24 protein-coding genes are annotated in these 26,204 nt (G+C 60.9%); 8 read left to right on the forward strand and 16 right to left on the reverse strand.

Features of this window, described 5'->3' with window-relative positions; all coding sequences use genetic code 11:
• Nucleotides 1–371: 371 nt before the first annotated feature.
• The 11 genes from FLQ44_RS11545 to FLQ44_RS11595 form a co-directional block, all read right to left on the reverse strand.
• A complete protein-coding gene (locus FLQ44_RS11545) occupies nt 372–941 on the reverse strand; it encodes a YceI family protein (protein WP_147694477.1) in 570 nt (189 codons plus the stop codon).
• A gap of 62 nt (nt 942–1,003) precedes the next feature.
• Nucleotides 1,004–1,549, reverse strand: a complete 546-nt coding sequence (locus tag FLQ44_RS11550; RefSeq protein ID WP_147694478.1) for a YceI family protein — start codon at nt 1,547–1,549, stop codon at nt 1,004–1,006.
• A 29-nt stretch (nt 1,550–1,578) separates the two neighbouring features.
• Nucleotides 1,579–2,115, reverse strand: coding sequence for a cytochrome b (locus FLQ44_RS11555; protein WP_147694479.1), 537 nt, complete (start codon nt 2,113–2,115; stop codon nt 1,579–1,581).
• A complete protein-coding gene (locus tag FLQ44_RS11560) occupies nt 2,112–2,570 on the reverse strand; it encodes a MarR family winged helix-turn-helix transcriptional regulator (protein ID WP_147694480.1) in 459 nt (152 codons plus the stop codon). The genes FLQ44_RS11555 and FLQ44_RS11560 overlap by 4 nt, the downstream gene beginning before the upstream one ends.
• A gap of 175 nt (nt 2,571–2,745) precedes the next feature.
• Complete coding sequence (locus FLQ44_RS11565; protein WP_147683695.1) at nt 2,746–3,723, reverse strand: GlxA family transcriptional regulator; 978 nt, start codon at nt 3,721–3,723, stop codon at nt 2,746–2,748.
• A 186-nt stretch (nt 3,724–3,909) separates the two neighbouring features.
• Entirely contained in the window at nt 3,910–4,692 is a 783-nt protein-coding gene (locus tag FLQ44_RS11570) for an ABC transporter ATP-binding protein (protein WP_147694481.1), read from the reverse strand.
• Entirely contained in the window at nt 4,689–5,816 is a 1,128-nt protein-coding gene (locus FLQ44_RS11575) for a succinylglutamate desuccinylase/aspartoacylase family protein (RefSeq protein WP_147694482.1), read from the reverse strand. The genes FLQ44_RS11570 and FLQ44_RS11575 overlap by 4 nt, the downstream gene beginning before the upstream one ends.
• 9 nt (nt 5,817–5,825) lie before the next feature.
• A complete protein-coding gene (locus tag FLQ44_RS11580; RefSeq protein ID WP_147694483.1) occupies nt 5,826–6,557 on the reverse strand; it encodes an ABC transporter permease in 732 nt (243 codons plus the stop codon).
• Nucleotides 6,554–7,243, reverse strand: a complete 690-nt coding sequence (locus FLQ44_RS11585) for an ABC transporter permease (protein ID WP_147694484.1) — start codon at nt 7,241–7,243, stop codon at nt 6,554–6,556. Before FLQ44_RS11585 ends, FLQ44_RS11580 begins: the two co-directional genes overlap by 4 nt.
• 90 nt (nt 7,244–7,333) lie before the next feature.
• Nucleotides 7,334–8,098 (reverse strand): ABC transporter substrate-binding protein, encoded by a 765-nt coding sequence (locus FLQ44_RS11590; RefSeq protein ID WP_147694485.1) that lies wholly within the window; start codon nt 8,096–8,098, stop codon nt 7,334–7,336.
• A gap of 86 nt (nt 8,099–8,184) precedes the next feature.
• Nucleotides 8,185–8,949 carry an ABC transporter substrate-binding protein gene (locus tag FLQ44_RS11595; RefSeq protein ID WP_147694486.1) on the reverse strand — a complete coding sequence of 255 codons (765 nt, stop codon included), beginning with the start codon at nt 8,947–8,949 and terminating at the stop codon, nt 8,185–8,187.
• Between the two features lie 517 nt (nt 8,950–9,466).
• On the opposite strand from FLQ44_RS11595, the gene FLQ44_RS11600 reads away from it, so the two are divergent.
• The 5 genes from FLQ44_RS11600 (at nt 9,467) to FLQ44_RS11620 (ending at nt 19,071) form a co-directional block, all read left to right on the forward strand.
• Nucleotides 9,467–14,269, forward strand: a complete 4,803-nt coding sequence (locus FLQ44_RS11600; protein ID WP_147694487.1) for an NAD-glutamate dehydrogenase — start codon at nt 9,467–9,469, stop codon at nt 14,267–14,269.
• 419 nt (nt 14,270–14,688) lie between these two features.
• The gene (locus FLQ44_RS11605; protein ID WP_147683681.1) at nt 14,689–15,804 is read left to right on the forward strand and encodes an ABC transporter ATP-binding protein; all 1,116 of its coding nucleotides are present in this window, start codon (nt 14,689–14,691) and stop codon (nt 15,802–15,804) included.
• A gap of 67 nt (nt 15,805–15,871) precedes the next feature.
• Nucleotides 15,872–16,909, forward strand: coding sequence for an ABC transporter substrate-binding protein (locus tag FLQ44_RS11610; protein WP_147694488.1), 1,038 nt, complete (start codon nt 15,872–15,874; stop codon nt 16,907–16,909).
• A gap of 71 nt (nt 16,910–16,980) precedes the next feature.
• On the forward strand, nt 16,981–18,243 hold the full coding sequence (locus tag FLQ44_RS11615) for an ABC transporter permease (protein WP_147694489.1): 1,263 nt from the start codon (nt 16,981–16,983) through the stop codon (nt 18,241–18,243).
• A gap of 3 nt (nt 18,244–18,246) precedes the next feature.
• Nucleotides 18,247–19,071, forward strand: a complete 825-nt coding sequence (locus tag FLQ44_RS11620; RefSeq protein WP_147694490.1) for an ABC transporter permease — start codon at nt 18,247–18,249, stop codon at nt 19,069–19,071.
• Between the two features lie 75 nt (nt 19,072–19,146).
• Here the strand turns inward: FLQ44_RS11620 and FLQ44_RS11625 are convergent, their stop codons facing one another.
• Genes FLQ44_RS11625 through coaBC form a run of 3 tightly spaced genes read right to left on the reverse strand, consistent with a single transcriptional unit; the run spans nt 19,147 to nt 21,798 of the window.
• Nucleotides 19,147–20,133, reverse strand: a complete 987-nt coding sequence (locus FLQ44_RS11625; RefSeq protein WP_170252951.1) for a GGDEF domain-containing protein — start codon at nt 20,131–20,133, stop codon at nt 19,147–19,149.
• A gap of 21 nt (nt 20,134–20,154) precedes the next feature.
• Complete coding sequence (gene dut / locus FLQ44_RS11630) at nt 20,155–20,607, reverse strand: dUTP diphosphatase (protein WP_147694492.1); 453 nt, start codon at nt 20,605–20,607, stop codon at nt 20,155–20,157.
• A 6-nt stretch (nt 20,608–20,613) separates the two neighbouring features.
• Complete coding sequence (gene coaBC / locus FLQ44_RS11635) at nt 20,614–21,798, reverse strand: bifunctional phosphopantothenoylcysteine decarboxylase/phosphopantothenate--cysteine ligase CoaBC (RefSeq protein ID WP_147694493.1); 1,185 nt, start codon at nt 21,796–21,798, stop codon at nt 20,614–20,616.
• Between the two features lie 166 nt (nt 21,799–21,964).
• On the opposite strand from coaBC, the gene radC reads away from it, so the two are divergent.
• The 3 genes from radC (at nt 21,965) to FLQ44_RS11650 (ending at nt 23,554) form a co-directional block, all read left to right on the forward strand.
• Nucleotides 21,965–22,639, forward strand: a complete 675-nt coding sequence (radC, locus tag FLQ44_RS11640; RefSeq protein ID WP_147694494.1) for a RadC family protein — start codon at nt 21,965–21,967, stop codon at nt 22,637–22,639.
• 75 nt (nt 22,640–22,714) lie between these two features.
• The gene (locus FLQ44_RS11645; RefSeq protein WP_147694495.1) at nt 22,715–22,966 is read left to right on the forward strand and encodes a hypothetical protein; all 252 of its coding nucleotides are present in this window, start codon (nt 22,715–22,717) and stop codon (nt 22,964–22,966) included.
• A gap of 213 nt (nt 22,967–23,179) precedes the next feature.
• Nucleotides 23,180–23,554, forward strand: coding sequence for a Gfo/Idh/MocA family oxidoreductase (locus FLQ44_RS11650; RefSeq protein WP_147694496.1), 375 nt, complete (start codon nt 23,180–23,182; stop codon nt 23,552–23,554).
• A 165-nt stretch (nt 23,555–23,719) separates the two neighbouring features.
• Here FLQ44_RS11650 and FLQ44_RS11655 read toward each other — a convergent pair whose 3' ends face one another.
• Nucleotides 23,720–24,328: a 3'-5' exonuclease gene (locus FLQ44_RS11655; protein WP_147694497.1), complete on the reverse strand. Its 609-nt coding sequence runs from the start codon at nt 24,326–24,328 to the stop codon at nt 23,720–23,722.
• On the reverse strand, nt 24,325–26,133 hold the full coding sequence (locus FLQ44_RS11660) for a putative nucleotidyltransferase substrate binding domain-containing protein (protein WP_147694498.1): 1,809 nt from the start codon (nt 26,131–26,133) through the stop codon (nt 24,325–24,327). The genes FLQ44_RS11655 and FLQ44_RS11660 overlap by 4 nt, the downstream gene beginning before the upstream one ends.
• Nucleotides 26,134–26,204: the final 71 nt, after the last annotated feature.

Below are 26,204 nucleotides of genomic sequence, written 5' to 3' on the forward strand. Positions count from 1 at the left end.
GTTGCTGCTGCAGGTTATCGCCCAGTTGCAGGGTAAGCTGGCGCGTGTGCTGGGTGAAGGCGCTGGCAAAGCTGGCCAGGAGGGTGGCGATATCGGCCATGGCGGCAGTCCGGCAGGTAAAAGCGGGACTATGCCATTATTCTGGGCTGGCCTAAAGCACTTTGGTGGCAAAATTAGCTATTTGCCATAATGTTTTATAAATTGGGTGGCAGCCAGCTGGGGCTGTGTTTTTGAATGGCGTGCTGTTGCGCTACAGTGCGATTGTCACGCAGCTGGGTTGGATGCTAGATAAAAACCCCCTGTTTGCCAGTGCAAACAGAGGGTTTTTACTACCAGGCACCGTCAAAACAGACGGGGCGCGCTGCGGGTGCTTACTCGGCCTTGGCGGCTTCCAGCACGATGTTCAGTTTTACGTCGTCGCTGATGGCTGGCAGGAAGGTTTTCATGCCGAATTCGCTACGCTTGATGGTGGCGACAGCGTTGGCGCCCCAGTTTTCTACACCGGTCATCGGGTGCTTGGCCTTGGTCACGTTTACCAGCTTCAGGGTTACCGGCTTGGTCACGCCCAGCAGGGTCAGGTTGCCTTTTACCGCAGCTGGCTTGCCGTTTTTGAATTCAACCGCAGTGGACTTGTAGGTCAGGGTAGGGAATTTTTCCACGTTGAAGAAATCGGCGCTCTTCAGGTGCTTGTCGCGGTCGCCCAGGAAGGTTTGCAGCGAGGCGGCATCGATGGTGACATCTACGGCGCCGGTTTTGGCGGCTTCATCCACGGTCAGCTTGCCGCTGATCTTGCTGAAGGTACCAGCCTGTACCGACAGGCCCAGGTGGTTTACTTCGTAGCTGGCGTAGGTGTGGGTAGGGTCGATGTTGTAGGACACGGGGGCGGCAAAGGCGGCGCCAGCAGTGGCAAACAGGGCAGCAAACAGGGCGGTACGGATCATGTTCTCTCTCCGGAGTAGGGTGGGTCTGACGGTGTGAATACGGTTGGTACTAAGCCGACGGGTCAGGAGTTAACCAGCACCAGGCGGAATTTCAGGTCGACGTTGTCGGCTACGGTGCCGGTATCGCTCCAGCTGCCTTCGCCAATCTTGAACGCCAGGCGCGATACGGGCAGGATGCCGTCCACGGTGAGGGTTTTACCCTGTGCGGTGGCGGTAAACGGGGCGCTCACGTCACGGCTGATGCCTTTGAGTGTGAGCTTGCCGGCAACCTGGTAGCGGTTATTGCCCAGGGCCTTGATGCTGCTGGACACAAAGCGCGCCTGCGGGAACTGGGCGGCATTGAACCATTCTTTTTTGCGTGCTTCGGCACTGGCTTCGCCGGTAGGCAGCGCAATGCTGCCAGTGTCGATGGTGATGTCGGCTTTGCCGGTTTCTGGCTGCGCCGGGTTGAAGTCAACGTTGGCCGCAAACTTCTTGAAGCTGCCGGACATCGGCACGCCCATCTGTTTCAGGGTAAAGGCCAGCTGGCTTTTGGTCAGGTCTACCGGCTGGGCGAAGGCGGGGGCGGCCAGCAGGGCGGCCAGCGGCAGAAGCAGTGCTTTTTTCATGGGTGGGTTCCTGTGTGTGCCAGGCGGGTTCAGCCGCGCAGGCTCATGCGGCTCAGCAGGCCGTCCTTGTCGATGAAATGGTGTTTCAGTGCTGCGGCTACGTGGCCCAGTACGGCGAGCAGCAGGGCTGTATTCAGCAGGCCGTGCAGCTGGCCCAGCTGTGGCGCCAGCTCGGGGTTGGCCGCAATCAGGTCTGGCAGCTGCCACAGGCCGAACATCACCACAGGGATGCCGTAGGCCGAGCTCATCAGCCAGCCGGACAGCGGAATCGCCACCATCAGTACGTACAGCAGCAGGTGGCCGGCGTGGGCAACCAGGCGCGCGGCGGGCGACATGGTGCCCGGCAGTGCCGGGGCGCCTTTGGCCAGCCGTACCAGAATGCGTACCAGCACCAGTGCCAGCACGGTCATGCCGGCCCATTTGTGGTAGCTCATCAGCTGGAATTTGGCTGGCGACAGCGGCAGGCTGTGCACGTATTTGCCAAAGGCAAAGGTGGCGATCATCAGCACGGCCATCAGGCCATGCAGCACGACCTGCAGCGGGTGGTAACGGTTGGCTTGCTTCATTCTGCTGGCTCCAGTTTCTGGCCTATGGCGGCGCGCAATGCGGCCAACATGGCGATGTGTTGGTTCAGGCTGGCGTCGTCCAGGTGGGCAAACGCCTCGCCACAATGGCTTACTACATCCGGAAAAGCGCTATCGAATACCGCTTCGCCTGCCGGAGTCAGGGCCACAAACAGGCTGCGGCGGTCGTGTTCCGGCACGGTGCGGGTAATCAGGCCCTTGTCCAGTAGCCGGTCCAGCACGCCGGTGAGCGTGCCTTTGGTAATCAGCGTGCGCTCAGATAGCTCGCGGCAGCTCATGCCGGGGGTGTTGCCCAGCGTGGCAATGACATCAAACTGCGGGTGCGTCAGGCCATGCTGGCGAATACGCTGGCTGCTAAGCTGCTCGAACGCCTGATAAGTACGCACCAGTTCTCTTACCAGTGGTATGGAACGGTGTTTGCCGGGCTGGTCTGGCATGCCTGTGTCTCCGAGTAAGTTGTGATTAGGATAGTTCCAGTTAGTACTAAAAAAAATCAATCTTTTCTGTAAAACAATTTCAGTAAAACTGAATGAACACCGCTGCGGTCTGCGTCAGCAAAAGTAGCAGTAAAAAAGCCACCTTGCGGTGGCTTCATGCGGTTAGCAAGGTGGCTTAGGCGGCCGTGCCACGCTGGGCGCGCTCTTCACGCGGCGTAATGCCGAAGTGGCTGCGGTAGGTGCTGGAAAAATGCGGGCCGCTGGAAAAACCGCAGGCTAGGCCGATCTGCACAATGGATTTGCTGGTTTGCTGCAGCAGCTGTCTGGCGCGGCTCAGGCGCAGCTCCAGATAGTATTTGGACGGCACGGTGCCCAGGTGCTGTTTGAACAGGCGCTCCAGCTGACGGCGCGATACGCCCACGTAATAGGCGATATCGTCGGTGGTCAGCGGCTCTTCGATATTGGCTTCCATCAGGCTTACCGCCTCGGTGAGCTTGGGCTGGCTACCGCCGATGCGCGTGGCCAGCGGTATGCGCTGGCGCTCGCTGCCGGGGCGCAGGCGCTCCATGCTGAACACCTCGGACAGCGTGGCCACAAACTCCTGGCCCAGGTTGGCCGCTACCAGCGCCATCATGAAATCGAAGGTGGCGGCGCCGCCCGCGCTGGTCAGGCGGTTGCCATCCAGTTCAAAAAGATTGGATGACACGATCACGTCCGGGAACTCGTCGGTCAGGCGGCTGATTTCCTGCCAGTGGATGGTGGCGCGGTGGCCCGCCAGCAGGCCGGCGCGGGCCAGCCAGTAGCTGCCGCAGCCTATGCCGGCCAGCTGGGTGTGGTCGGACAGCTGGCTGCCGATGGCTTTGCCCAGCTCGTCGGCCGAGACATCGATGCCGATTTCGTCGGCCAGTACCACCAGCACGTCCAGCTTGGGGGCGTGCGCCAGCGGCAGGTCTACCGGCATGCGCATGCCGTTGCTCAGGGTCACCATTTCGCCGCTGAGCGAGAGCGGCAGAAACTCGTAGGCGCGGCGTTCGGCCAGCTGGTTGGCACGGGTGAGCACTTCGGTGGCAATGGCCAGGTCTGCCATCGAGGCGTGGGGCAGTAGCAGAAAACCGAAGCGAACGGGTTTGTGATGTGGGGCGATGTTGACCATATCCGGTAGCCGGGTGCTCCAGGTGCTGTAGCAGCGGGGTGAATCAAGCGCGCATTGTGTCGTGCTTGCGGGTGGCAGGCAATATGCCGCCGTATAAAAAACGTACGGCTTTTTGGGTGGCCGTGTAAAAACAGGCGCCATGCAGGTTTTGTAGCCTGCATGGCGCCGGTAGGGCAAGCCGGGGGATTACTTCAGGCTGCCGGACAGGAACTGCGCCAGGCGTTCGCTCTTGGGCTGGGCCAGCACGTCGCGCGGGTTGCCTTGCTCTTCGATACGGCCCTGGTGCAGGAAGATCACGTGGTTGGACACCTCGCGGGCAAAGCCCATTTCGTGTGTCACCACCACCATGGTGCGGCCTTCTTTGGCCAGGTCCTGCATCACGCGCAGTACTTCGCCTACCAGCTCCGGGTCCAGGGCCGAGGTGGGCTCGTCGAACAGCATCACCTCGGGCTCCATCGCCAGCGCACGGGCAATGGCCACGCGCTGCTGCTGGCCGCCGGACATGTGCGACGGGTATTTGTCTTCCACGCCTTTGAGGCCAACCTTGTCCAGGTATTTGCGCGCACGGGCGATGGCTTCGTCCTTGGGCACGCCCAGCACGTGTACCGGGGCTTCGATGATGTTTTCCAGCACCGTCATGTGGGCCCACAGGTTGAAGTGCTGGAACACCATGGCCAGCTTGGTGCGGATGCGCGCCAGCTGTGTCTGGTCGGCGGCTTTCAGCGCGCCGTTACGCTTGTCGGTGGTCAGCGCCAGCTGCTCGCCGGTGACGGCAATGCTGCCGCTATGGGGCTGCTCCAGCATGTTGATACAGCGCAGGAAGGTACTTTTGCCCGAGCCGGACGAGCCGATGATGCTGATTACATCGCCCGCGTGGGCGGTAAGCGATACGCCTTTCAGCACTTCGTGGCTGCCGTAGCTTTTGTGCAGGTCTTGCACTTGCAGTTTGATATTGGGTGTCTGGTTCATGCTGAGAGCAACTTTCCGGTTTTGAAGGCGTCGGCACTGGCTACTTTGGCCAGCCACTGGCCTGCAGTAGCGTAATGACGGCTGTCGGTGGCGTACAGCATGCCGGCGCGGTGGGCGCGCAGCGCGGTAACGCGGTCGTTTATCGGGTCGATCACATCGGCCAGGTGCTGGCCGCTTTCTACCTGGGTGCCGGGCTGCACGTAGTAGTGCACCACGCCGGCGTGCGGGGCGAACAGGCTTTCCGAGCCGGCCAGCGGGGTGGCCGGGTAGACCAGCGCGGGCAGCGGCGGGGCGTCACCGCGGATAATGCCGCGGTGGGTCAGGAAGGCCAGCAGCCTGTCGGCGTCGCCGGCGGCCAGCTCGTGGCTGACGTCGGCCTGGCCACGCAGCTCCACGGTAACCGACAGGCAGGCCATGTCGATGGCGGCATCCAGGCCGGCGTCGCGCGCCAGGTCACGCAGCTGCCACCATAGCTGGCTGCAGGCTTCGTCAAACGGGTTGTCGCCCGAGTCTTCGGCCAGCAGGGTGGCGGCGGCGCCCAGGTAGCGCGCCAGCGGCTCGCACTGCGGCCACAAGGGCGTGCCGGTGTACAGGTGCAAGGCGGCGTCCAGGTCGCAGTGCAGGTCCAGCACCACGTCGGCATCGCAGGCTAGCAGCATCAGGGTTTTACGCTGCGAGGCCAGCTCGCTGGCCGGCTCGATGGCGGCCACCATCTGGCGCAGGTGCTGGCGCACCAGGCGGGTGTTGGCCGCCGCGTCCGTGCCCAGTTGCGCGTGCAGCAGCTCGAACAGCTGGCGGGCAAAGGCCGGGTAGTGGCGGTTGAAGTTTTGCCCGCTGCCCAGCTCGAAACGGCCCAGTGCCACGCCGTTCAGGTTCTGGTCCAGCCCGATGGGGTTGGCTACCGGTACCAGAATGATCTCGCCGGCAATGTGGCCTGCGGCCTCCAGTGCGGCCAACCTTTGCTTCAGGTGCCAGGCGGTCAGCATGCCGGGCAGCTCGTCGGCGTGCAGGCTGGCCTGGATATACACCTTTTCACCCTGGCCGGGCTGGCCATAGTGAAAGCTGCTGATGCTGCGCCCGGTGGTCAGGCTGGGCGAGAGCAGGGGATGGTCTATGCGTTGCATGGTGGCTCCTTAGTGCTTGCGCGGGGCCAGGTAGGCCAGCCAGCGGCGCTCGGCCAGCTTGAACAGCCACACGAAGCCAAAGGTCAGTACCAGGTAGAAGCAGGCCACGGTAATGAAGGGCTCGAACGGCATGTAGGTGTCGCTGAACACGCGGCGTGCCACGCCGGTCAAGTCGGCCAGCGTCACCAGGCCGGCTACCGAGGTGGACTGCATCATCATCACCACTTCGTTGCTGTAGGCCGGCAGGGCGCGGCGCAGTGCCGACGGGATAACAATGCGGCGCATCATCAGCCATTTGCTCATGCCCATGGCCTTGGCCGCTTCGATCTCGCCATAGTGGGTATTGCGGATCTGGCCGGCGATGATTTCGGTGGTGTAGGCGGCGGTGTTCAGTGTAAAGGCCAGGATGGCGCAGGCGTAGGCTTCGCGCAGGTATTCCCACGCCCAGCTGTCGCGCACCCAGTCAAACTGCGACAGGCCGTAATAAATGATGAACAGCTGTACCAGCAGCGGCGTGCCACGGAATACATAGGTGTACAGCCACACCAGGCTGGACGCCACGCGGTTTTTCGACACGCGCATCAGCGCCAGCGGCACCGCCAGCAGCAGGCCGCAGGCCAGCGACAGGAACAGCAGCTCCAGCGTCAGCTGCAGGCCGTCGCTGGTGGACATCATGGGGGCGCCGTCGGTCCCGCCCAGAAAGGCGGGGAGCTTTTCCACGATCAGGTTGAAGTCGATCATAGCTCGGTCTCCCGTACGCCCAGCGAGTAGCGTTTTTCCAGGCGTTTGAGGGCAAAGTCGGACACGCTGGTAATGGCCAGGAAAATCAGGCCCACCACGGCGTACACGGTAAAGGGTTCCTGGGTGATGGATTTGGCGGTATCGGCGCGGTACATCACGTCGTTCAGGCCGATCACCGATACCAGGGCGGTGGATTTCACCAGTACCAGCCAGTTATTGGAAAAGCTTGGCAGGGCAAAGCGCACCATCTGCGGAAAGGTAATGCGCAGAAACACGCGCAGCGGGCTCATGCCGTAGGCCAGGCCGGCTTCCATCTGCCCCTTGGGTACCGCCATGATGGCGCCGCGGAAGGTTTCGGTCATGTAGGCGCCAAAAATGAAGCCAATGGTCATGACGCCGGCAAAGAAAGAGTTGATCTCCGGCGCCTGCCAGCCCATGCGGGTACAGAAATCGTTGATCAGCATCTGGCCGCCAAAGAACAGCAGCAGCATCCACACCAGGTCGGGCACGCCCCGTACCAGGGTGGAATACAGCTCGGCCAGCCAGACCAGCGGCTTGGAGGGGGCCATCTTGAACATGGCGCCAATCAGGCCCAGCACCACGGAAACAGCCAGCGATGCCACTGCAACCTGCAGTGTCAGTATGGTGCCTTCCAGAATGCTGGGTAGGTAACCCTGTAGAAACATTGTTTTACTCCATCGTTCCTGCTTGATGCGGCAGGCGGCCAACCCGGGGTTGGCCGCATGTATTGCCAGACGGCGGGTGTTATGTGCTGCTTATTTGCCGTAGATATCGAAGCTGAAGTACTTCTTCTGGATCTTGTCGTAAGTGCCGTCGGCGCGAATCTGTTTCAGCGCCTGGTTGATGCGCGCCAGCAGGGCCTTGTCGCCCTTGCGTACGGCAATGCCGGAACCCACGCCGAAGTATTTCGGGTCGTTATAGTCCGGGCCCACCAGGGCAAAGCCTTTGCCATTGGCGGTTTTGACAAAATCCACGTCACCTACGGCCGCATCCACGAAAGCGGCGTCCACGCGGGCGGCTTTCAGGTCCAGGAAGGATTCCGGCGCCTTGCCATAGCTCACCAGCTTGGCACCCCGCTTCACGAAATGTTCGCGGGCGTATTTTTCCTGGATGGACGAACGCAGCACGCCGATTTTCTTGCCCTTGAACCAGGCATCATTCACCTGGCTGCCTTCGCGGGCGACCAGCCGGCTGGCCATGTTGTAGTACTTGTCGGAGAAATCCACCGCCTTCTTGCGCTCTTCGGTGATGTTCATCGAGGCGATCACGGCGTCGAACTTCTTGGCGTTCAGCGCCGGGATAATCCCGTCGAAATCCTGTGGCAGCACTTCACACTGCGCCTTCATGGCCGCGCACAGCGCCTGGGCGATGTCGGGGTCAAAGCCGGTCATCTTGCCGTCGGCACCCTGTTTGGAAAACGGCGGGTAGCTGGCGTCGGTTGCAAAACGCAGGGTGTCTGCGTGGGCGGCAGTGGTCAGGGCGAGTGCAAGCGCACCCAGCACAAGCAAGGGTTTCTTCATGTTTCTCTCCGGCACGGTGATGTTTTTTCTGGTTTTACGTATGAAAAACCCTGTCTCCGGGCAGAGACAGGGCGGGGCTGGCAGGGTTAGTTGCCGTATACGTTAAAGTTGAAGTACTTGTCCTGTACTTTCTTGTAGCTGCCATCCTTGCGGATCTGCTCGATGGCTTTGTTCAGGCGTTCGGTCAGCGCGCCATTGCCTTTTTTCACGGCAATGCCGGCGCCACGGCCAAAGTATTTCGGGTCGTTGTAGTCCGGACCCACGAAGGCAAAGCCCTTGCCCTGCGACGATTTCAGGAAGTCGGTATCGCCCACCACGGAATCCACGAATACGCCGTCAATACGGCCGGATTTCAGGTCCAGGAAAGCTTCCGGCACCTTGCCGTAGGCCACCAGGCTGGCGCCATTCTTGGCCCAGTAGTCTTTGGCAAACTTTTCCTGGATGGACGCGCGCAGCACGCCAATCTTCTTACCCTTGAAACTTTGCTGGTCTACCTTGGTGCCGTTCTTGGCAATCATGCGGCTAGGGGTGTGGTAGTACTTGTTGCTGAAGTCCACCGCCTTCATGCGCTCTTCGGTAATGGACATCGAAGACAGGATGGCGTCGAACTTGTTGGCATTCAGTGCCGGAATCAGGCCGTCCCAGTCTTGCGGCACGATCTGGCAAGTTACTTTCATGGCAGTACACAGCGCATTGGCGATATCCACGTCAAAGCCTTGCAGCTTGCCGTCTGCGCCTTGCTTGGCAAACGGCGGGTAGTTGCCGTCGATACCAAAGCGGATGGTTTCAGCTTGTGCCGACATGCCGGCAGCGGACAGGGCCAGTGCGGCCAGGATGAGCGCTTTTTTCATGCTGCTATAACTCTCTTTGAAGATGGTGAACCCCGGCACGCCGGGGAGGGAGCACCGCTGCCGCATCGTGGCAGCGGTACAGGCCCGGTGCAGGCCTTACCTTGTTTGCAATATTGTTGTTTTCGCATCCCCTCTGTGGGGGACGGCGAAATCTTTGCACGCAAGCGGCAGCAGGCACAATGCGCCAGCTGCGCGGTTGCCGGAGCTTGCGTGCGGGGGGCGAATTCTACTGTCTTTTTGTTAAGTAGGGAAATGTCTTTATATACAGTGATTTGCAATATTTTTTTGGCGTAAAGCCTGTTTTTTACGCATAGTCATTTTGTAATTTGCCGTCGCATTGCTATAAGGCAAAAAGTGCACCAATTGTCAATTTTCCGTCACGCAGGTTTTTGTCATTGTGCAGTGCGGTTATTGAATGTGTACGAGCATGTCGCAATAAGGAAATCCCTAGGGTGTAGGCGCTCTTACAATGCGCTCACACAACACCTGTGTTCCCAAAACAAATACGAGAAGCAACATGTCGCTTACCAACAAGACTGAATTTCTGAGCCTGATAGCGGATATCCAGGCTGTAGCAGAGCAGAAGCTGTCCAGCCAGGACGCCGCAAGTCTGGGGTCCTTTGTGCCGCTTTACTTTGAAGAAACCGAACACGAAGACCTGAAAAGCTTCTCGCCGCTGGACCTGTTCGGCGCAGCGCTGGCGCATTTCGAATTCGCCAAAAAGCGCGCACCACGCCAGGCCAAGGCCCGTATTTACAACCCTGATTTCGAGCGTGACGGCTGGCAGAGCACCCACACCGTGATCGAGATCGCGAACGATGACATGCCGTTCCTGATCGACTCGGTGGCCATGCTGCTGGCACGCCACAACCTGAACCTGCACCTGCTGGTGCACCCGGTGCTGTCGGTTGGCCGCACCGCAGACGGCATCATTGCCGAATTCAAGCGCACCGAAGACCGCAGCCTGCCGCTGGAATCGTTCATTCATGTACAGGTAGACCGCGTGAGCGACCCTGCCGTACTGAAGGCACTGCAAGCCGACCTGAACAATGTGCTGTCCTACCTGCGCCGTGTGGTGGATGACGAGCCGCAAATGCGCCAGGTGCTGGCCGGCCTGCGCGCCGAGCTGGCTGCCATTCAAGGCGAGCGCGAGCGCGAAGCCGCCGAAGCGGTAGCTTTCCTGGACTGGATGTCGGCCAACCATTTCATCTTCATGGGTTACTGCGATTACGACCTGGTGAAGCGTGACGGCAAAGACAGCCTGAAGATCGTGAAACACGCCGGCCTGGGCTTCCTGAAAGACCAGGGCGACAAAGAGTATTCCGAAAGCTTCGAGGCGCTGCCGCAAGACCTGCGCGAGCTGGCGCACCAGCCTCACCTGCTGATCCTGAACAAATCGCAGTCGCGCTCCATCCTGCACCGCCCGGCTTATATGGACTTTGTCGGTATCAAGCGCTTTAACGACAAGGGCGAGGTCATCGGCGAGCGCCGCTTCCTGGGCCTGTATACCGCCAGCGCGTACCAGCAGTCGCCAAAAGACATTCCGCTGCTGCGCGAAAAAGTGGCCCACGTGGTGTCCACTTGCGATTACGTAGACAACAGCTACAAAGCCAAGACCCTGGGTTTTGTGCTGGAAAGCTACCCGCGCGACGAGCTGTTCGAGATCCCGGCCGAAACGCTGACCCCGATCGTGGAAGGTATCGTGAACCTGCAGGAGCGCCCGCGCGTACGCCTGTACACCCGTACCGACCGCTACCACCGTTATGTGAGCTGCCTGGTATTCGTGCCGCGTGACAGCTTCAATACCGAAATCCGCCTCAAGATCGAGCGCGTGCTGATGAATGCCTTTAATGGCGCCTCGGCCGAATTCAGTGTACAGATCAGCGACAGCACCCTGGCGCGCGTGCACTACATCATCCGCACCCAGGGCGGCCACCTGCCGCAGTTCCGTACCCAGGAGCTGGAAACCGATATCGCCCGCGTAGTACGCGGCTGGCAAGAAGAGCTGCACCACCTGCTGATCGAAGCGCACGGTGAAGAGAAGGGCAACCTGCTGTTCAACCGTTACCGTGGCGCGTTCCCGGTAGCCTACCGCGAAGAGTTTGCCGCGCGTAACGCCGTACTGGATATCCAGCTGATCGAAGACGCCGCCGCCAGCCATGGCCTGACCATGAAGCTGTACCGCGCCTTCCACCGTGGCCAGGGCTTCAACCTGAAGCTGTTCCGTGGTGGCGAGCCGCTGGGCCTGTCGGCCAGCCTGCCTATCCTGGAAAACATGGGTGTGCAGGTACGCGACGAGCACCCGTACCTGATCGAGCTGAACGACGGCACCGTGTGGGTAAGCGACTTTGGCCTGGAGCTGGGCGGCGCTGCCGAATCCATGCAGGACGAAGCCGTACAGAAAAACTTCCAGGCACTGCTGTCGCGCGTGTTTGCCAAAGACTGCGAAAACGACGGCTTCAACCGCCTGGCCGTAGTCGCCGGCCTGGACTGGCGTGAAATCACCCTGGTACGCGCACTGGCCAAATACCTGCGCCAGGGCGGCCTGACGTTCAGCCAGACCTATATCGAAAACTGCGTTGCCCACTACCCGGAAATCACCCGTCGCCTGGTACAGCTGTTTGCTGCCCGTCTGCACCCGGTAGCGTTTGACGACGCACTGGCGGCCAACTTGCAAGAAGAGCTGAAAGACCTGCTGGACGGCGTGGCCAACCTGGACGAAGACCGCATCCTGAACGGCTTCCTGCAAGTGATTCTGGCTACCCGCCGTACCAACTTCTGGCAGAAAGACAAAACCGGCGAGTTCAAGTCGTACGCGTCGTTCAAGCTGGAATCCAGCCTGATTTCCTTCCTGCCGCAGCCGCGCCCGCTGTTCGAGATCTGGGTATACAGCCCGCGTGTGGAAGGCGTGCATCTGCGCGGTTCCAAGGTTGCCCGTGGCGGCCTGCGCTGGTCCGACCGTATGGAAGACTTCCGTACCGAAGTGCTGGGCCTGGTAAAAGCCCAGATGGTGAAAAACTCGGTGATCGTGCCGATGGGCTCCAAAGGTGGTTTCGTTGGCAAGCAGCTGCCAGCGCCGAGCGACCGTGAAGCCTTCATGGCCGAAGGTATCGCCAGCTACAAGACCTTTATCTCCGCGCTGCTGGACGTAACCGACAACCTGGTAAACGGCCAGGTGGTACCGCCGCTGGACGTGCGCCGCCTGGACCCGGATGACCCGTACCTGGTGGTGGCTGCCGACAAGGGCACCGCAACCTTCTCCGACATCGCCAACAGCATTTCCGAGGCGTATGGCTTCTGGCTGGGCGACGCGTTTGCGTCGGGTGGTTCGGCCGGTTACGACCACAAAGGCATGGGCATTACCGCCCGCGGCGCGTGGGAATCGGTAAAACGCCACTTCCGTCACCTGGGCATCAATACCCAGGAGCAGGATTTCAGCGTGATCGGCATTGGTGACATGGCTGGCGACGTATTCGGTAACGGCATGCTGTTGTCCGAGCACATCTGCCTGAAAGCCGCGTTCAACCACCTGCACATCTTCCTGGACCCGACGCCCAACGCGGCGGCCAGCTTTGCCGAACGTGCGCGCCTGTTCAACCTGCCGCGTTCCAGCTGGACCGACTACAACCGCGAGCTGATTTCGCAAGGTGGCGGCATTTTCGAGCGCTCGGCCAAATCCATCCCGCTGTCGCCCGAGGTGAAAGCCTGGCTGGAAACCGACAAAGACAGCATGGCGCCGAACGAGCTGATTCACGAGCTGCTGAAGGCCAAGGCCGACCTGCTGTACAACGGCGGTATCGGTACCTACGTGAAGGCCTCTACCCAGAGCCACGCCGACGCCCGCGACCGCGCGTGCGACCCGGTACGTGTCAACGGTAACCAGCTGCAGGTTAAAGTAGTAGCCGAAGGCGGTAACCTGACGTGCACCCAGCTGGGCCGCGTAGAATTTGCCCTGGCTGGCGGCCGTATCTGCACCGACGCCATCGACAACTCGGCCGGTGTGGATTGCTCCGACCACGAAGTGAACATCAAGATCCTGGTGGGCGCGGTGATGCAAGCCGGCGACATGACGCTGAAACAGCGTAATGACCTGCTGGCCGAGATGACCGAAGAAGTGGGTCACCTGGTACTGCGCAACAACTACCTGCAGACCCAGATCCTGGCAGTCAACCGCAGCCATGCCGCTTCCATGCTGAGCACCCACTCGCGCATGATTGCCCACATGGAAAAAACCGGCGAGCTGAACCGCGAGATCGAGTACCTGCCGTCCGACACGCAGATTAACGAGCGCCGTCTGGCACGCCAGGGCCTGACCCCGCCGGAAGTGGCCGTACTGCTGGCCTACAGCAAGATCTCGCTGGACCAGGCCATCCTGAAGACCGACGTGCCGGACGACGCCGACTTCCTGCCGGTGCTGGTGAACTACTTCCCGAAACCGCTGCAGCAGCGTTTTGGCGATGCCATGCAGAAGCACCACCTGAAGCGCGAGATCATCGCCAACCAGCTGGCCAACCTGATCATCAACCGCATGGGCACCACCTTTGTGTTCCGCATGCAGGAAGAGTCGTCGTTCTCGGCTGCCGACATCACCCGCGCGTTCTGGATTGCCAGCCGCGTGTTTGATGCCGAAGCGCTGTGGACCCGCATCGAAAGCCTGGACAACCTGGTATCGGCCGACCTGCAAGTAGAAATGATGGTGATGGTGCGTACCCTGGTAGAGCGCGTGGTGCGCTGGGTACTGCGCAACCGCCGCGCCAGCGGCTCGGTAGAGGCCACCATCGCGCAGTTTGCCGACAAGGTACAAGCCCTGCTGGCCCAGCTGCCACAGCTGATCAGCGCCGACACCTACCCGCAGGTAGCGCGTCTGGAAACACGCCTGACCCAGCCAAACGTACCGGCCGAGCTGGCCAGCGTGCTGGCGCGTCTGGAGTTTGCCGTGCCGCTGATGGACCTGATCGAGATCGGCGAGGATGGCGAGCTGGCGCTGGAAGACATTGCGGCCAACTACCTGCAACTGGGCCGCGACCTGCAGCTGGACTGGCTGCGCTCCGCCATCACCCAGCTGCCGCGCGACAACCGCTGGCAGTCGCTGGCACGCAGCGCGCTGCGTGACGACCTGTACCGCCAGCACCGCTCGCTGACCCAGCGTGCGCTGTCCGTGTCGCAAGAAGCGGGCTTTGTCAGCCAGTGGCTGCAGCAGCGTGCTGCCGAGGTAGAAGCTTGCCAGCAGATGTTTGCCGAGCTGCAGTCTTTCGAGACGCTGGACCTGGCCATGTTGTCTGCCGGCATGCGCGAGCTGAACAACCACCTGCTCGCCTAAGTTCCCTTTTTCGCATTACTCCCTTCAAGCCGACCGCAAGGTCGGCTTTTTTTGTTGCCCTTATGCCACAAACGGCCGTTTGACATAGCGGTGCAATGATGTTGCCGTTTGGTGCATTTCCATGCGGCCTGCCTAGTGAATGCCGCATAATCCTCTCAATAAATCCCGTTTGCATGCACCGTAAGAGTGCTGCATGTCTTTGCCCTGCTTCAATACGTATTCATTTTTTGAAAAAGCACACTTTGGTAGTTTGTTTTATTAAACGGGGCGATTAAATTAATGGACACCTGTACACAGAGACAGGGGGACAAACCAGCCGGCTGACATAGGCCAATGCGCTTTACTTCGGTTTTGATGCTGGTTAATCTGATAAAAACTGAAACAACATTCCGCTAAGCGGAACTATCAGGAAGGACATGATGAGCGAGAAACACACGGCCTCCGACACCCTTGTCAGCTTTCGCGGTGTACAGAAGAGCTACGATGGCGCGTCACTGATCGTCAAGAATCTGGACCTGGATATTCGCAAAGGCGAATTCCTCACCATGCTCGGGCCGTCCGGCTCCGGCAAAACCACCTGCCTGATGATGCTGGCCGGTTTCGAAACCCCCACGCACGGCGAGATCCGCCTGGGCGACAAGCTGCTGAACCACGTGCCGCCGCACAAGCGCAACATCGGCATGGTGTTTCAGAACTACGCCTTGTTCCCGCACATGACCGTGGCAGAAAACCTGGCCTACCCGCTCACCATCCGCAAGATGGGCAAATCCGAGATTACCGACCGCGTGAAAAAAGCGCTGGGCATGGTCAAGCTGGATGCGCTGGCCAACCGCTACCCCGGCCAGATGTCCGGCGGCCAGCAACAGCGCGTGGCGCTGGCGCGGGCGCTGGTATTCGAGCCGCAGCTGGTGCTGATGGATGAGCCGCTGGGCGCGCTGGACAAACAGCTGCGCGAACACATGCAGCTGGAGATCAAGCATATCCACGAAAACCTGGGCATTACCGTGGTGTATGTGACCCACGACCAGGGCGAGGCGCTGACCATGTCCGACCGCGTAGCGGTGTTCAAGGACGGCATCATCCAGCAGATCGATGCGGCCAACGTGCTGTACGAAAAGCCGGTGAACTCGTTTGTGGCCAACTTCATTGGCGAGAACAACACCCTGCACGGCGAAGTCGTTGCCCTGCACGACCAGCACTGCACCGTACGCCTGGGTAACGGCGACACCGTACAGGCCGCAGCCGTCTGCGTTGGCCAGGCTGGCGAAGCCACCTCCATGTCGATTCGCCCCGAGCGCGTGCGCCTGAACCGCCACGCCGAAGCCTGCGAAAACCGCCTGCAGGCCCGCCTGGCAGAGTTCATTTATTTCGGCGACCACGTCCGCCTGCGCCTGGATGTAGCAGGGCAGAGCGGCTTCATGGTGAAAGTGCCTGCCGGCGAGCTCGATAGCAGCTGGAAGGTAGGCGACAAGCTGGATATTGGCTGGATGGCACGCGACATTCGCGCGCTGGATGCCTCGGTTTACACACACTAGATAAAAAGCCCGACCACACGGGCGCTTTCAACGTCCTGCAAAGCGATATCCCCAGAGGAGTATGACTATGAACAAAAACACCCCGCGCCTGTTGGCCCTGTCTGTTGCTGTAGCCCTGGCCGCCCCGGCCATGGCCAAAGACATCACCGTGATCTCTTTCGGTGGTGCCAACAAGGACGCGCAAGCCGTGGCCTACTACCAGACATTTGAAAAAGCCACCGGCCACAAGATTATTGCCGGTGACTACAACGGCGAAATGGCCAAGATCAAAGCCATGGTCGATGCCAAGAAGGTGAGCTGGGATGTGGTAGAGGTCGAGTCGCCAGAACTGCTGCGCGGCTGCGAGGAAGGCCTGTTCGAGAAGATCGACTGGTCCAAGGTGGGCAAGAAGCCTGACTTCGTGAAGCCGGCGGTTTCCGAGTGTGGCGTGGGCATTTTTGTGTGGTCCACTGCCATGGCCTACAACGCCGACAAGATCAAGGTTGCCCCGCAAGGCTGGGCCGACTTCTGGGACGTGAAGAAATACCCGGGCAAACGCGGCCTGCGTAAAGGTGCCAAATACACCCTGGAATTTGCCCTGCAAGCCGACGGCGTGAAGCCGGCCGACGTGTACAAGCTGCTGGCCACCAAGGCCGGCGTGGACCGTGCCTTCAAGAAGCTGGACCAGCTGAAGCCGAATATCCAGTGGTGGGAAGCCGGTGCCCAGCCGCCACAGTTCCTGGCCTCTGGCGACGTGGTGATGAGCTCGGCCTATAACGGCCGTATCGATACCGCGCAGAAAGAAGGCAAAAACCTGAAAGTGGTGTGGACTGGCAGCGTGTACGACGTGGATTCCTGGGCCGTGCCCAAGGGCTCGCCAAAGCTGAAAGAAGCCATGGACTTCATCAAGCACGCCAGCCAGCCGGAAAACCAGGCGGTGTACTCCAACAAGATCGCCTACGGCCCGACCAACCTGAAAGCCATCCAGAAGGTAGACCCGAAGTCTGCGGCCAACCTGCCAACCTGGCCGGCCAACCTGAAAAACGCGCTGGCCCTGGACGTAAACTTCTGGGTTGAGCATGGTGAAGAGCTGGAAGAGCGCTTCAACGCCTGGGCTGCCCGCTAAGTAGCCACCTTGCCTGAACCGTCCCGCCATGCCCCCCGGCTGGCGGGACTTTGCTGGAAGTGATGCCCACCATGTCCCAAACCCTTACCGAGAATGCGCCGCTGACCGCAGCCGATGGCGAGCTGCTCACCGTCAAGCTGGCCCGCGAGCACCGCAACAAGCAGCTGAAAGCCGTGGCCCTGGTGGCCCCGCTGGCCATTTTCTTGCTGCTGACTTTTCTGGTTCCCATTTTCATGCTGCTGGGTCGTAGCGTGGATAACCCCGAAGTGGTCACCCACCTGCCGGCTACCAGCCAGCTGATTGCCAGCTGGGACCGCCGCGCCCTGCCATCCGAAGAAGTCTTCCAGGCCATGGCGCGTGACCTGACCGCCGCCAAAGAAGCCAAGACCGTCCCCGAAGTCGCCAAGCGCCTGAATATGGATATCAGCGGCTTCCGTTCGCTGATCCAGAAAACCGCGCGCAAGATGCCGCTGGAGTTGGCCGCAGGCGAAAGCATGCGTGACCGCTTTATCCAGATGGACGAGCGCTGGGGCGACCCGGACCACTGGCATGTGATTGCCAAAAATGCCAAGAGCTGGACGCCGTACTACCTGTACAGCTCGCTGGATTTGCGCGAAACCAAGGCCGGTACGCCTGAACTGGCGCCGGAGGAAGAACGTGCCTTCATCAGCATTTTCGGCCGCACGCTGTGGATCAGCTTCTGGGTCACCGTGTTTTGCTTGCTGCTGGGTTACCCGCTGGCTTACTGGCTGGCCAACCTGCCGGCACGCAAAAGCAACCTGCTGATGATTCTGGTGCTGCTACCGTTCTGGACCTCGGTGCTGGTGCGCGTGGCGTCGTGGATCGTGCTCTTGCAGCGTGAAGGCCTGATCAATAGCGCCCTGATGAACCTGGGCATTATCGGCGAGCCGCTACAGCTGGCGTTCAACCGTGTGGGCGTGTACATCGCCATGGTGCACATCCTGCTGCCGTTCGTGATTCTGCCGGCCTACAGCGTGATGAAGAGCATTCCGCCTACCTATATGCGTGCCGCCATTTCGCTGGGCGACCACCCGTTTGCCGCCTTCTGGAAGATTTACTTCCCGCAAACCGTGGCCGGTGTGGCTGCCGGTGCCTTGCTGGTGTTCATCATGTGCATTGGCTACTACATTACCCCGGCACTGCTGGGTAGCCCGGAAGAGCAGATGGTGAGCTACTACGTAGCGTTCTACACCAACGTCACCATCAACTGGGGTATGGCCGCCGCGCTGGGCAGCCTGCTGCTGATTGCCACCATGACGCTGTATGGCCTGTACAGCAAGCTGGTTGGCGCCAACAAACTGAGTCTGGGGTAAGCCATGCTGCCAACTTATGCTTCGCCCATCGAACGCCTGTGGTTCTGGAGCTTCCGCATCTTTTGCGTGCTGATCCTGATCTTCCTGGTGTCGCCGCTGCTGGTGATCGTGCCGCTGTCGTTTTCGGCCGATACCTTCCTGCTGTACCCGATCAAGTCGTTCTCGCTGCGCTGGTACGAGGAGTTCTTTGGTAACGGCGTATGGCTCACCGCGCTGAAGAACAGCTTCATCGTGGCGCCTGCCGCCACACTGCTGGCCACCACGCTGGGTACCCTGGCCGCAGTGGGCCTGACGTCGTCGGATTTCCCCGGCAAGTCGGTGCTGATGAGCGTGCTGATCTCGCCCATGGTCGTGCCGGTGGTGATCGTGGGGGTGGGGGCCTATCTGTTCTTTGCCCCGCTGGGTCTGTCCAACAGCTACTTTGCGCTGATTCTGGTGCACACCGCGCTGGGCGTGCCGTTTGTGGTGATTACCGTGTCGGCCACGCTGCGCGGCTTCAATGCCAACCTGATTCGCGCCAGCGCCAGCCTGGGTGCCAACCCGATCACCACCTACCGCCGCATCGTGCTGCCGCTGATTGCACCAGGTGTGATCTCGGGTGCGCTGTTTGCCTTTGCCACCTCGTTTGACGAAGTCGTCGTCACGCTGTTCCTGGCGGGCCCGGAGCAAACCACGCTGCCGCGCCAGATGTTTGGCGGTATCAAGGAAAACATCAGCCCGGCCATTGCGGCTGCCGCTACCGTGTTGATCCTGTTCTCCATCGCCTTGCTGCTGACGCTGGAATGGCTGCGTGGCCGTGCCGAGAAAACCCGCACCAGCGCTGCCTGACCCCCGCTAGCCGCATAAAAAAGCCCCTGCCATCTGGCAGGGGCTTTTTGCTGGCTAAGGTTGGCCGCAGTAGGGTCAGAACAGCTCGATATCGCCTTCGTGCGCCACTTTTGCCACGATCTGGCCATCTTGCAGCAGCTGGCTATAGGCGCAGGTCTGGTTGCGGCCGTTTTCCTTGGCGTAGTACAGCGCACGGTCGGCTTGCTCTACCACGTTGGCCGGCAGCATCTGCCCCCCTATCAGCACATAGCCCATACTGATATTGACCTGGCCTACCTGCGGGAAATTGAATGTGGCAATGTTTTCCCGCAGCGCCTCCAGCCGGGTCATGGCCAGCTGCGGCTCATCACGCAGGATGATGCCGAACTCCTCGCCGCCGTAGCGGTATAGCTGGGCGTGCAGGCCCAGTACCTGCTCCATGTGGTGGGCTACCAGCAGCAGTACCTCGTCGCCCACGATATGGCCGTAACGGTCGTTTACCAGCTTGAAGTGATCGATATCTACCAGTGCCAGGGTGTGCTGGTAATCCGGCTTGTCCAGTAGCTCGTACAGGCGGGCGTCGAAAGAGCGGCGGTTCAGCAAGCCGGTGAGCATGTCGCGCTCGGCGTCGTACAGCAGGCGCAGGTAGTTTTCGTGGATGCGTACCATACCGGTGAGAAAACCCAGCTCGTCATCCGTCAGCGCGCCATGCTCGATCTGCAGCAGCGCGATGATGTTGTTTTTCTGGTAAATCACCTGCCAGATATGGCCGCCGTACTGCCAGGGGCCACGGTTTTCGCGGCCAATGGCAATGGCTTTGCGCGCATCGTCACCGGCTGGCAGCCAGCCGCAGCCCTCGGGCGAGATCAGGCTGTCGTCTTCGCCGCTGACCTGTAGCAGCTTCAGCTCGGGTAGTGATTCGGCGTGCCGCACGCCGTACAGGCTGATGCTCTCGCTTTGCAAAAACGCGCCTACCAGTTCCAGCAATGCCCGCTCCAGCTCGCGCTGCTCGCGCTGCGAGGTCATTTTCGCCATCTGTTCCATCAGGGTGGCGATGCTGGTGGGGGGGAGGTGCTGGTCCATTTTCATCCGTATCAACCGTCGTTATTGGCGGCCTGTGCTACCAAAACCACCGCTACCGCGCTCGGTATCGATAAAGCTATCTACAATATTAAACCCTACTTGCACCACGGGCACGATAATCATCTGGGCAATGCGCTCCATGGGTACCAATGTGAAAGGCATGTTGCCGCGGTTCCACACCGAAACGAACAGCTGGCCCTGGTAATCGGAGTCGATCAGCCCGGTCAGGTTGCCCAGCACGATGCCGTGTTTATGGCCCAGGCCGGAGCGCGGCAGGATCATGGCGGCCAGGCCCGGGTCGGCCAGGTGGATAGCCATGCCGGTGGGTACCAGCACGGTTTCGCCGGGCTGGATCACCATGTCGGCTTCGGTGGCGGCGCGCAGGTCCAGGCCGGCAGAGCCGCTGGTGGCGTAGGCGGGCAGGTTGTCTTTCAGGCGCGGGTCCAGGATTTGTACGTCGATAACAGGTTTCATGCGTTGTCAGCTTTTCAGGTTAAGGCACTGGGCCAGGTGTTGAACGATGGCACGGGCCACATCGGCCTTGGGCATGTCCGGCAGCGGGTGTTCGCCGCTGTCGTCCAGCAGCGTCACGCTATTGGTGTCGGCGCCCATGGCGTGTTGTGCCAGGTTGGCCACCAGTAAGGGGACTTTTTTGCGGCGGCGCTTCTGGTCGGCAAACTGCAGCAGGTTCTGGCTTTCTGCGGCAAAGCCCACGCAGAACGGTGCGGCCGGCAGGCCGGCCACGGTGGCCAGGATATCCGGGTTTTCTTCCAGCTCGATCACCGGCAGGCTGTCGCCTTTCTTGATCTTGTGTTCGGCACGGTTTTTCACGCGGTAGTCGGCTACCGCCGCCACGCTGATAAACACGTCGCTGCGGCCAACTTCGGCTAGCACAGCCTGGTACATGTCCTGCGCACTTTGCACAGCAATGGTACGTACGGTGGCCGGCGGTGTCAGGGCGGTAGGGCCACTGACCAGTGTGACTTCGGCACCGGCGTCGCGGCAGGCGCGGGCCAGCGCGTAGCCCATCTTGCCGGAGCTGATATTGGTGATGCCGCGCACGGTGTCGATAGGCTCGTAAGTGGGGCCGGCGGTCAGCAGCACCCGCTTGCCGGCCAGCAGTTTGGCGCTGAAGACACCGCCCAGCAGGTCGAACACTTCTTCCGGCTCCAGCATGCGGCCGGGGCCGGTTTCGCCGCAGGCCTGCACGCCGTGCGCCGGGCCCCATACCTGTACGCCATCGGCTTGCAGCTGCGCGATATTGCGCAGATTGGGCGGGTTTTCCCACATCTGGCGGTTCATGGCCGGTACCACCACCAGCGGGCAGGTGCGCGCCGCCGCCATGGTGCTGATGAGGTCGTCGCAGGCACCGTGCGCCAGCTTGAAAATGCAGTTGGCGGTGGCCGGCACAATCAGGAATACATCGGCGCGGCGCGACATCTCGATATGCGCCATGGCGTTGTCCGGGCGCGGGTCCCAGATATCGCTGTAGACCGCATGGCCGGACAGGGCCTGGAAGGTGGCGGGGGTGACAAAACGGGTAGCCGCTTCGCTCATCACCACTTCTACGTGGTGGCCAGCCTTGACCAGCAGCCGGGTCAGTTCTGCCGATTTATAGGCGGCTATGCCGCCGGTAATGCCTAAAAGAATGCGCTTTTGCGTCATGTCACAGCCTGCCGTGTGTCGTGCGAGGCATGATTGTAGCGTAATGCTGCACCTGCACGCAGGCCGTCGTGCTGCATGGGTAGATGGTTGGTGTCATGAAAAATGCATTTTATGGAGGTCGCGCCATACCCGATGATGCAGGCTTAGCCAGCCCGCAGGAGGGATTATGCCGATCACAGAATGGCCAGAGGCCGAGCGCCCGCGTGAAAAACTGCTGGCGCGGGGTGCGCAAGCCTTGTCAGATGCCGAATTGCTGGCGATATTTCTAAGAACAGGTATAAAAGGCTGCTCTGCTGTCGATATGGCACGCCAATTAATGCAGCGTTTTGGCAGCCTGGGGCGCCTGCTGGGTGCGCGGGCCGACGAGTTTCAGCAGCAGGCAGGTTTGGGCCCGGCCAAGTACGTGCAGTTCATGGCCATGCACGAGCTGGCGCGGCGGCTGCTGGCCGAGGAAATGGCCAGCGGCGATGTGCTGAACAGCCCGGAGGCGGTGCAGCGTTTCCTGCGTGTGGCGATAGGGTATTGCGAGGTGGAGGTGTTCAGCGTGATTTTCCTGACGGCACAATACCGCGTACTGGCGGTCGAAGAACTGGCCAGAGGCACGCTCACCGAAACACGGGTCTACCCGCGCGAGGTGGTGCGGCGGGCCCTGCAGCACAACGCCTGCAGCGTGATCGTGGCGCATAACCACCCGTCGGGCCTGGCCGAGCCTTCCGATGCCGACTGGCAGCTTACCACCACGCTCAAGCAGGCTTTGCAGCTGGTCGATATCAACTTGCTGGATCATTTTGTGGTAACGGGCGAGCACGCCGAGTCACTGGCGGCGCGTGGTTGGGTGTAGCGGCAGCCAGGTGGCTGCCCCTGCTGTGGTCGTGCGGCCAACCTTGCCGGGTGGCCGGGTCGAAAGGAGCAAGCCATGAACATCCTGCGTTTGATGAATCAGTCCGAGTACATCCAGGTCAACAACCAGCTGGTGAAGCCGGAATTCATGTACGCCAGCGAAGACTACGCCGATGACGACGATATCGCGCTGGAGGCGCATATCAACGAAGCCGACCTGGTGCTGACCGTGGCCGACCTGGAAGACGCCACACCGCTGGCCGATGGGGCCTACTGGATAGAACGTGTCGGTTATATCCGTTTTCTTGGCCGCCACGCCCTGCACTAAGCGCCAGTCAACAGCACCGGAAGCCTGCCGCCTGGCTGCGCTTCCGGTGTTTTTTTATGCTTTTTTTATGGACTTTTGGGGCAATTAAACGGCGCAATGACTCCGGCTGGCACGCAATATGGCCTGGTTTGATCTGGCGCAAATCACGCCAGGGCCGGCTTGATAAAGTACATGCTTCAATGCGTGTTTCATAAGGCGCAAGCGAGGATGGACATGAACAAGATTCGTATTGCCATGGTGGGCGCCGGTGAAACGGCTACCCCTTTGTTGCGGCAGCTGCTGGACGCGTCCTATGTGGAGCTGATCGGTGTGGCCGAGCTGAACCTGGCGCTGCCCGGCGTGGCGCTGGCGCGCGAGCGTGGTGTGCCGGTAACCGACAATTTTATCGAGCTGGCCGAGCAGGGCGAGCGGGTGGATATCATTATCGACCTGACCGGCTCGCGCAAAGTGCGCGAAGACCTGCGCCGTTTCATGCAGTTTGCCGGTAATGCCCACACGGTCATCATGCACGAGCGTATTGCGCTGCTGATGATGTCGCTGTCGGCGGGCGAGCTGGTGGAAACCCGCCACGACTCGCTGAGCTACTGAAGGCTTTTGCTGGGCCGTTAAGATCGATGCAGTAAACAGCCGGTGCGCGACTGCGCTGGCTGGCTTGAAGGGCGTGCGCGAGCGCGCCCTTTTTTCATGCGGCCAACCTTTTGCAGGTTGGCCGCATGCTGTCGTGCATGGACATGCTGACTGGCCGACAGGCGCCTAGCCGAAGCCGCGTTTTTTCAGCGCCAGGTACAGCATGCTGGCGGTGATGGCGTCGTTCAGCGCGTCGTGGCGTGGCAGCGCGGGGACGCGCAGGTCGTCTATCAGCGTGGCCAGGCGCAGGTCGACGTTGCTGTCCGGGTTTTGCCGCAGCTTGTAGTCGTAATAGCGGCCGGATACCTCGATCTGCCGGTTCGGCAGCTTGATGCCGGTCAGCGGCTGTACGTATTTGTTCAGGATCGCCACGTCGTATTCCAGGTAGTAGCCCACCAGCGGGCGGCCGCCGATGAAATCCAGCAGGCGGGTAATGGCGTCTTGCGGCGCCAGGCCGTCGGACACGTCACGCGGGCGCAGGCCGTGGATGCGTACATTGCCGGCGTCCGGCTTGCGTTCCGGGCGCACCAGTACGTAAAACGCTTCGCTGCTCAGGATACGTTGGCCGCGTATCTTCACCGCGCCGATGGACAGCAGCTCGGCGTCGCGCACGTTCAGGCTGGTGGTTTCGCAGTCCACACTCACCAGCTCTTCATTCTGCTCTTGCAGCAGCATGGCAAAGCGCGGGTCTTTCAGCCGGTGGGCCGCCCACTGTTTTTTCAGCGCGCCTATCATGCCACGGCCCCCAGGCGGAACTGGTGGCGCAGCAGGCTCTTGAACTTTTTCACCAGCGCCAGTGCGTCTTTCAGCAGGTCTTTTTCCAGGGTGGACAGCTTGCCCGGGCGGATCAGGTTGCTGGCGGGGCGGCCGTCTTCTAGCTCGGCCAGGCCGTGGCTCAGGCGCAGGCCCAGCAGGAAGGCCAGGGTTTCGTTGATATCGTTGGCAAAATCCCGCTCCAGATGGCCGTTTTCGGCCAGGCGCTGCAGGCGCTCGAAGGTATTGTTGGCCGCAATGTCGTGGCGCAGTGCCAGCGAGCGTATGCCGTGCACGATGGGGAAAATGCCGCCTTTCTTGATGTCCAGCGTGGCCTCGCCATTTTGTTCGCGCGTGAGCAGCTGGGCAAAAAAGCCCAGCGGGGTATCAAACTGCTCGATGGCGCGGGCAAAGCGCGCGTAGAAGCTTTCGTCGTCCGATAGCAGGCTGTGCAGGTAGTGCTTGCCCTGCGCCAGCAGGGCGTGGTCGCCCGCTACTGCTTCGGCATCCACAAAGATGGCCAGGTTCATCAGCGCGTCGCCGTCCGGCAGGTACAGCCAGCGGTACAGCTGGTCGCGCAGGCCTTGTTCGTGCTGGCACCATTGCGGGTTGTTCACCATGATGCGCCCCGGGCAGGGCGGGTAGCCAAAGCGTGCCAGCGCGTCGCTGAAGGCCTGGCAGGCGCCCGCGATGGTGGGGTGGTCGTAGCCGTCGCGGATGATCAGTGCGTTGTCCTGGTCGGTTTTCAGGATCTGCTCGCCGCGGCCTTCCGAGCCCATGACAACCAGGCAGCTGTTGGCCACCACCTCGGGCAGGGCAATCAGCTGCCAGGTGCGCTCGAACAGCCGGGCGTTCAGCGCCTGTACCAGCCGCCCCAGCTGCGGGGCTTTTACCCCGTGGCTGGACAGGATACCCACCAGGCGGGTGATCTGGCCGGCAATGTCCTGCAGCTCGTCCAGCGTGTCGGCGCGCTCCAGCTTGTGGGCAATCAGGTGCGAGTGGTTGGAGAAATAGGACAGGATATCCACCTGCGCCAGAATGCCCACCGGCTCGCCCTGGTCCATCACCACCAGGCGGCGGATATTGCGCTGCGTCATGGTGAGCAGGGCGTCAAACAGAAAGCCGTCGATATCGGTGGTAATCAGGTTGAAATGGCATACCTGGTACAGCGGTGTGCTGGGCGGCAGCTCGTTCAGGATGGTGTCGCGAAAGTCGGTGGTGGTGAACATGCCCAGTTGGCCGCGGTGGCGCACCAGAATGGATTTGCTCTTGCGCTGCTTCATGATGCGGGCGGCGTCCAGCACGCTGTCCTGGCCATCCACGAATACCGGCAGGCGGCTGCAGGCATCGCGTACCGTGGCGGTGAGCAGGGTTTGCAGCTCGCGCGAGCCGGCGTTTTGCGCCAGGGCGCCAAATTTCTGCGACACGCTGGCGTAAAAGAAGGCACCAAAGCGCGGGTTGCTTTCGGTCAGCTGCATCACCACGGCGCGGGGCAGGCAGTAGGCCAGCGCCTCTTCGTGCACCACAAAGCGCTGTGTGGCCACCCCGGCCACCATGGCGCGGGCGTCGAAGGTGTCTTGCGCGTGGTAGACGGCCAGCACTTCGTCGTCCGCCATTTCGCGTACCACGCCCTTGATCAGCACGTACAGGCTGTCCACGCTGTCACCGGGCGCCATGATCACTTCGTCGTTATCAAAAAACACGATATCGGCCGCGCCCTCCAGTGCCAGTCGTTCTTGCTGGCTCAGGTGGGTAAACGGCGGGTGGGTAAAGTCGAAGCGGCTCATGCTGGCAGGTCCGGTGGGTGGCTCATTTCTTTAGCATACGGTGCTATCGAAATGGCTGACCAGACCTGCGC

Source organism: Vogesella mureinivorans, from assembly GCF_007644035.1.
Taxonomy (GTDB): Bacteria; Pseudomonadota; Gammaproteobacteria; order Burkholderiales; family Chromobacteriaceae; genus Vogesella; species Vogesella mureinivorans.

What these genes read in the sequence shown, in the direction of transcription:
- FLQ44_RS11620 (WP_147694490.1), top strand. Translation starts at nt 18,247, where the DNA reads ATGCTGCCAACTTATGCTTCGCCCATCGAACGCCTGTGGTTCTGGAGC.
- FLQ44_RS11610 (WP_147694488.1), top strand. Translation starts at nt 15,872, where the DNA reads ATGAACAAAAACACCCCGCGCCTGTTGGCCCTGTCTGTTGCTGTAGCC.
- FLQ44_RS11645 (WP_147694495.1), top strand. Translation starts at nt 22,715, where the DNA reads ATGAACATCCTGCGTTTGATGAATCAGTCCGAGTACATCCAGGTCAAC.
- FLQ44_RS11615 (WP_147694489.1), top strand. Translation starts at nt 16,981, where the DNA reads ATGTCCCAAACCCTTACCGAGAATGCGCCGCTGACCGCAGCCGATGGC.
- FLQ44_RS11650 (WP_147694496.1), top strand. Translation starts at nt 23,180, where the DNA reads ATGAACAAGATTCGTATTGCCATGGTGGGCGCCGGTGAAACGGCTACC.
- FLQ44_RS11625 (WP_170252951.1), bottom strand. Translation starts at nt 20,133, where the DNA reads ATGGACCAGCACCTCCCCCCCACCAGCATCGCCACCCTGATGGAACAG.
- FLQ44_RS11595 (WP_147694486.1), bottom strand. Translation starts at nt 8,949, where the DNA reads ATGAAAAAAGCGCTCATCCTGGCCGCACTGGCCCTGTCCGCTGCCGGC.
- FLQ44_RS11590 (WP_147694485.1), bottom strand. Translation starts at nt 8,098, where the DNA reads ATGAAGAAACCCTTGCTTGTGCTGGGTGCGCTTGCACTCGCCCTGACC.
- dut (WP_147694492.1), bottom strand. Translation starts at nt 20,607, where the DNA reads ATGAAACCTGTTATCGACGTACAAATCCTGGACCCGCGCCTGAAAGAC.
- coaBC (WP_147694493.1), bottom strand. Translation starts at nt 21,798, where the DNA reads ATGACGCAAAAGCGCATTCTTTTAGGCATTACCGGCGGCATAGCCGCC.
- FLQ44_RS11565 (WP_147683695.1), bottom strand. Translation starts at nt 3,723, where the DNA reads ATGGTCAACATCGCCCCACATCACAAACCCGTTCGCTTCGGTTTTCTG.
- FLQ44_RS11550 (WP_147694478.1), bottom strand. Translation starts at nt 1,549, where the DNA reads ATGAAAAAAGCACTGCTTCTGCCGCTGGCCGCCCTGCTGGCCGCCCCC.
- FLQ44_RS11555 (WP_147694479.1), bottom strand. Translation starts at nt 2,115, where the DNA reads ATGAAGCAAGCCAACCGTTACCACCCGCTGCAGGTCGTGCTGCATGGC.
- FLQ44_RS11585 (WP_147694484.1), bottom strand. Translation starts at nt 7,243, where the DNA reads ATGTTTCTACAGGGTTACCTACCCAGCATTCTGGAAGGCACCATACTG.
- FLQ44_RS11575 (WP_147694482.1), bottom strand. Translation starts at nt 5,816, where the DNA reads ATGCAACGCATAGACCATCCCCTGCTCTCGCCCAGCCTGACCACCGGG.
- FLQ44_RS11655 (WP_147694497.1), bottom strand. Translation starts at nt 24,328, where the DNA reads ATGATAGGCGCGCTGAAAAAACAGTGGGCGGCCCACCGGCTGAAAGAC.
- FLQ44_RS11580 (WP_147694483.1), bottom strand. Translation starts at nt 6,557, where the DNA reads ATGATCGACTTCAACCTGATCGTGGAAAAGCTCCCCGCCTTTCTGGGC.
- FLQ44_RS11545 (WP_147694477.1), bottom strand. Translation starts at nt 941, where the DNA reads ATGATCCGTACCGCCCTGTTTGCTGCCCTGTTTGCCACTGCTGGCGCC.
- radC (WP_147694494.1), top strand. Translation starts at nt 21,965, where the DNA reads ATGCCGATCACAGAATGGCCAGAGGCCGAGCGCCCGCGTGAAAAACTG.
- FLQ44_RS11660 (WP_147694498.1), bottom strand. Translation starts at nt 26,133, where the DNA reads ATGAGCCGCTTCGACTTTACCCACCCGCCGTTTACCCACCTGAGCCAG.
- FLQ44_RS11560 (WP_147694480.1), bottom strand. Translation starts at nt 2,570, where the DNA reads ATGCCAGACCAGCCCGGCAAACACCGTTCCATACCACTGGTAAGAGAA.
- FLQ44_RS11570 (WP_147694481.1), bottom strand. Translation starts at nt 4,692, where the DNA reads ATGAACCAGACACCCAATATCAAACTGCAAGTGCAAGACCTGCACAAA.
- FLQ44_RS11605 (WP_147683681.1), top strand. Translation starts at nt 14,689, where the DNA reads ATGAGCGAGAAACACACGGCCTCCGACACCCTTGTCAGCTTTCGCGGT.
- FLQ44_RS11600 (WP_147694487.1), top strand. Translation starts at nt 9,467, where the DNA reads ATGTCGCTTACCAACAAGACTGAATTTCTGAGCCTGATAGCGGATATC.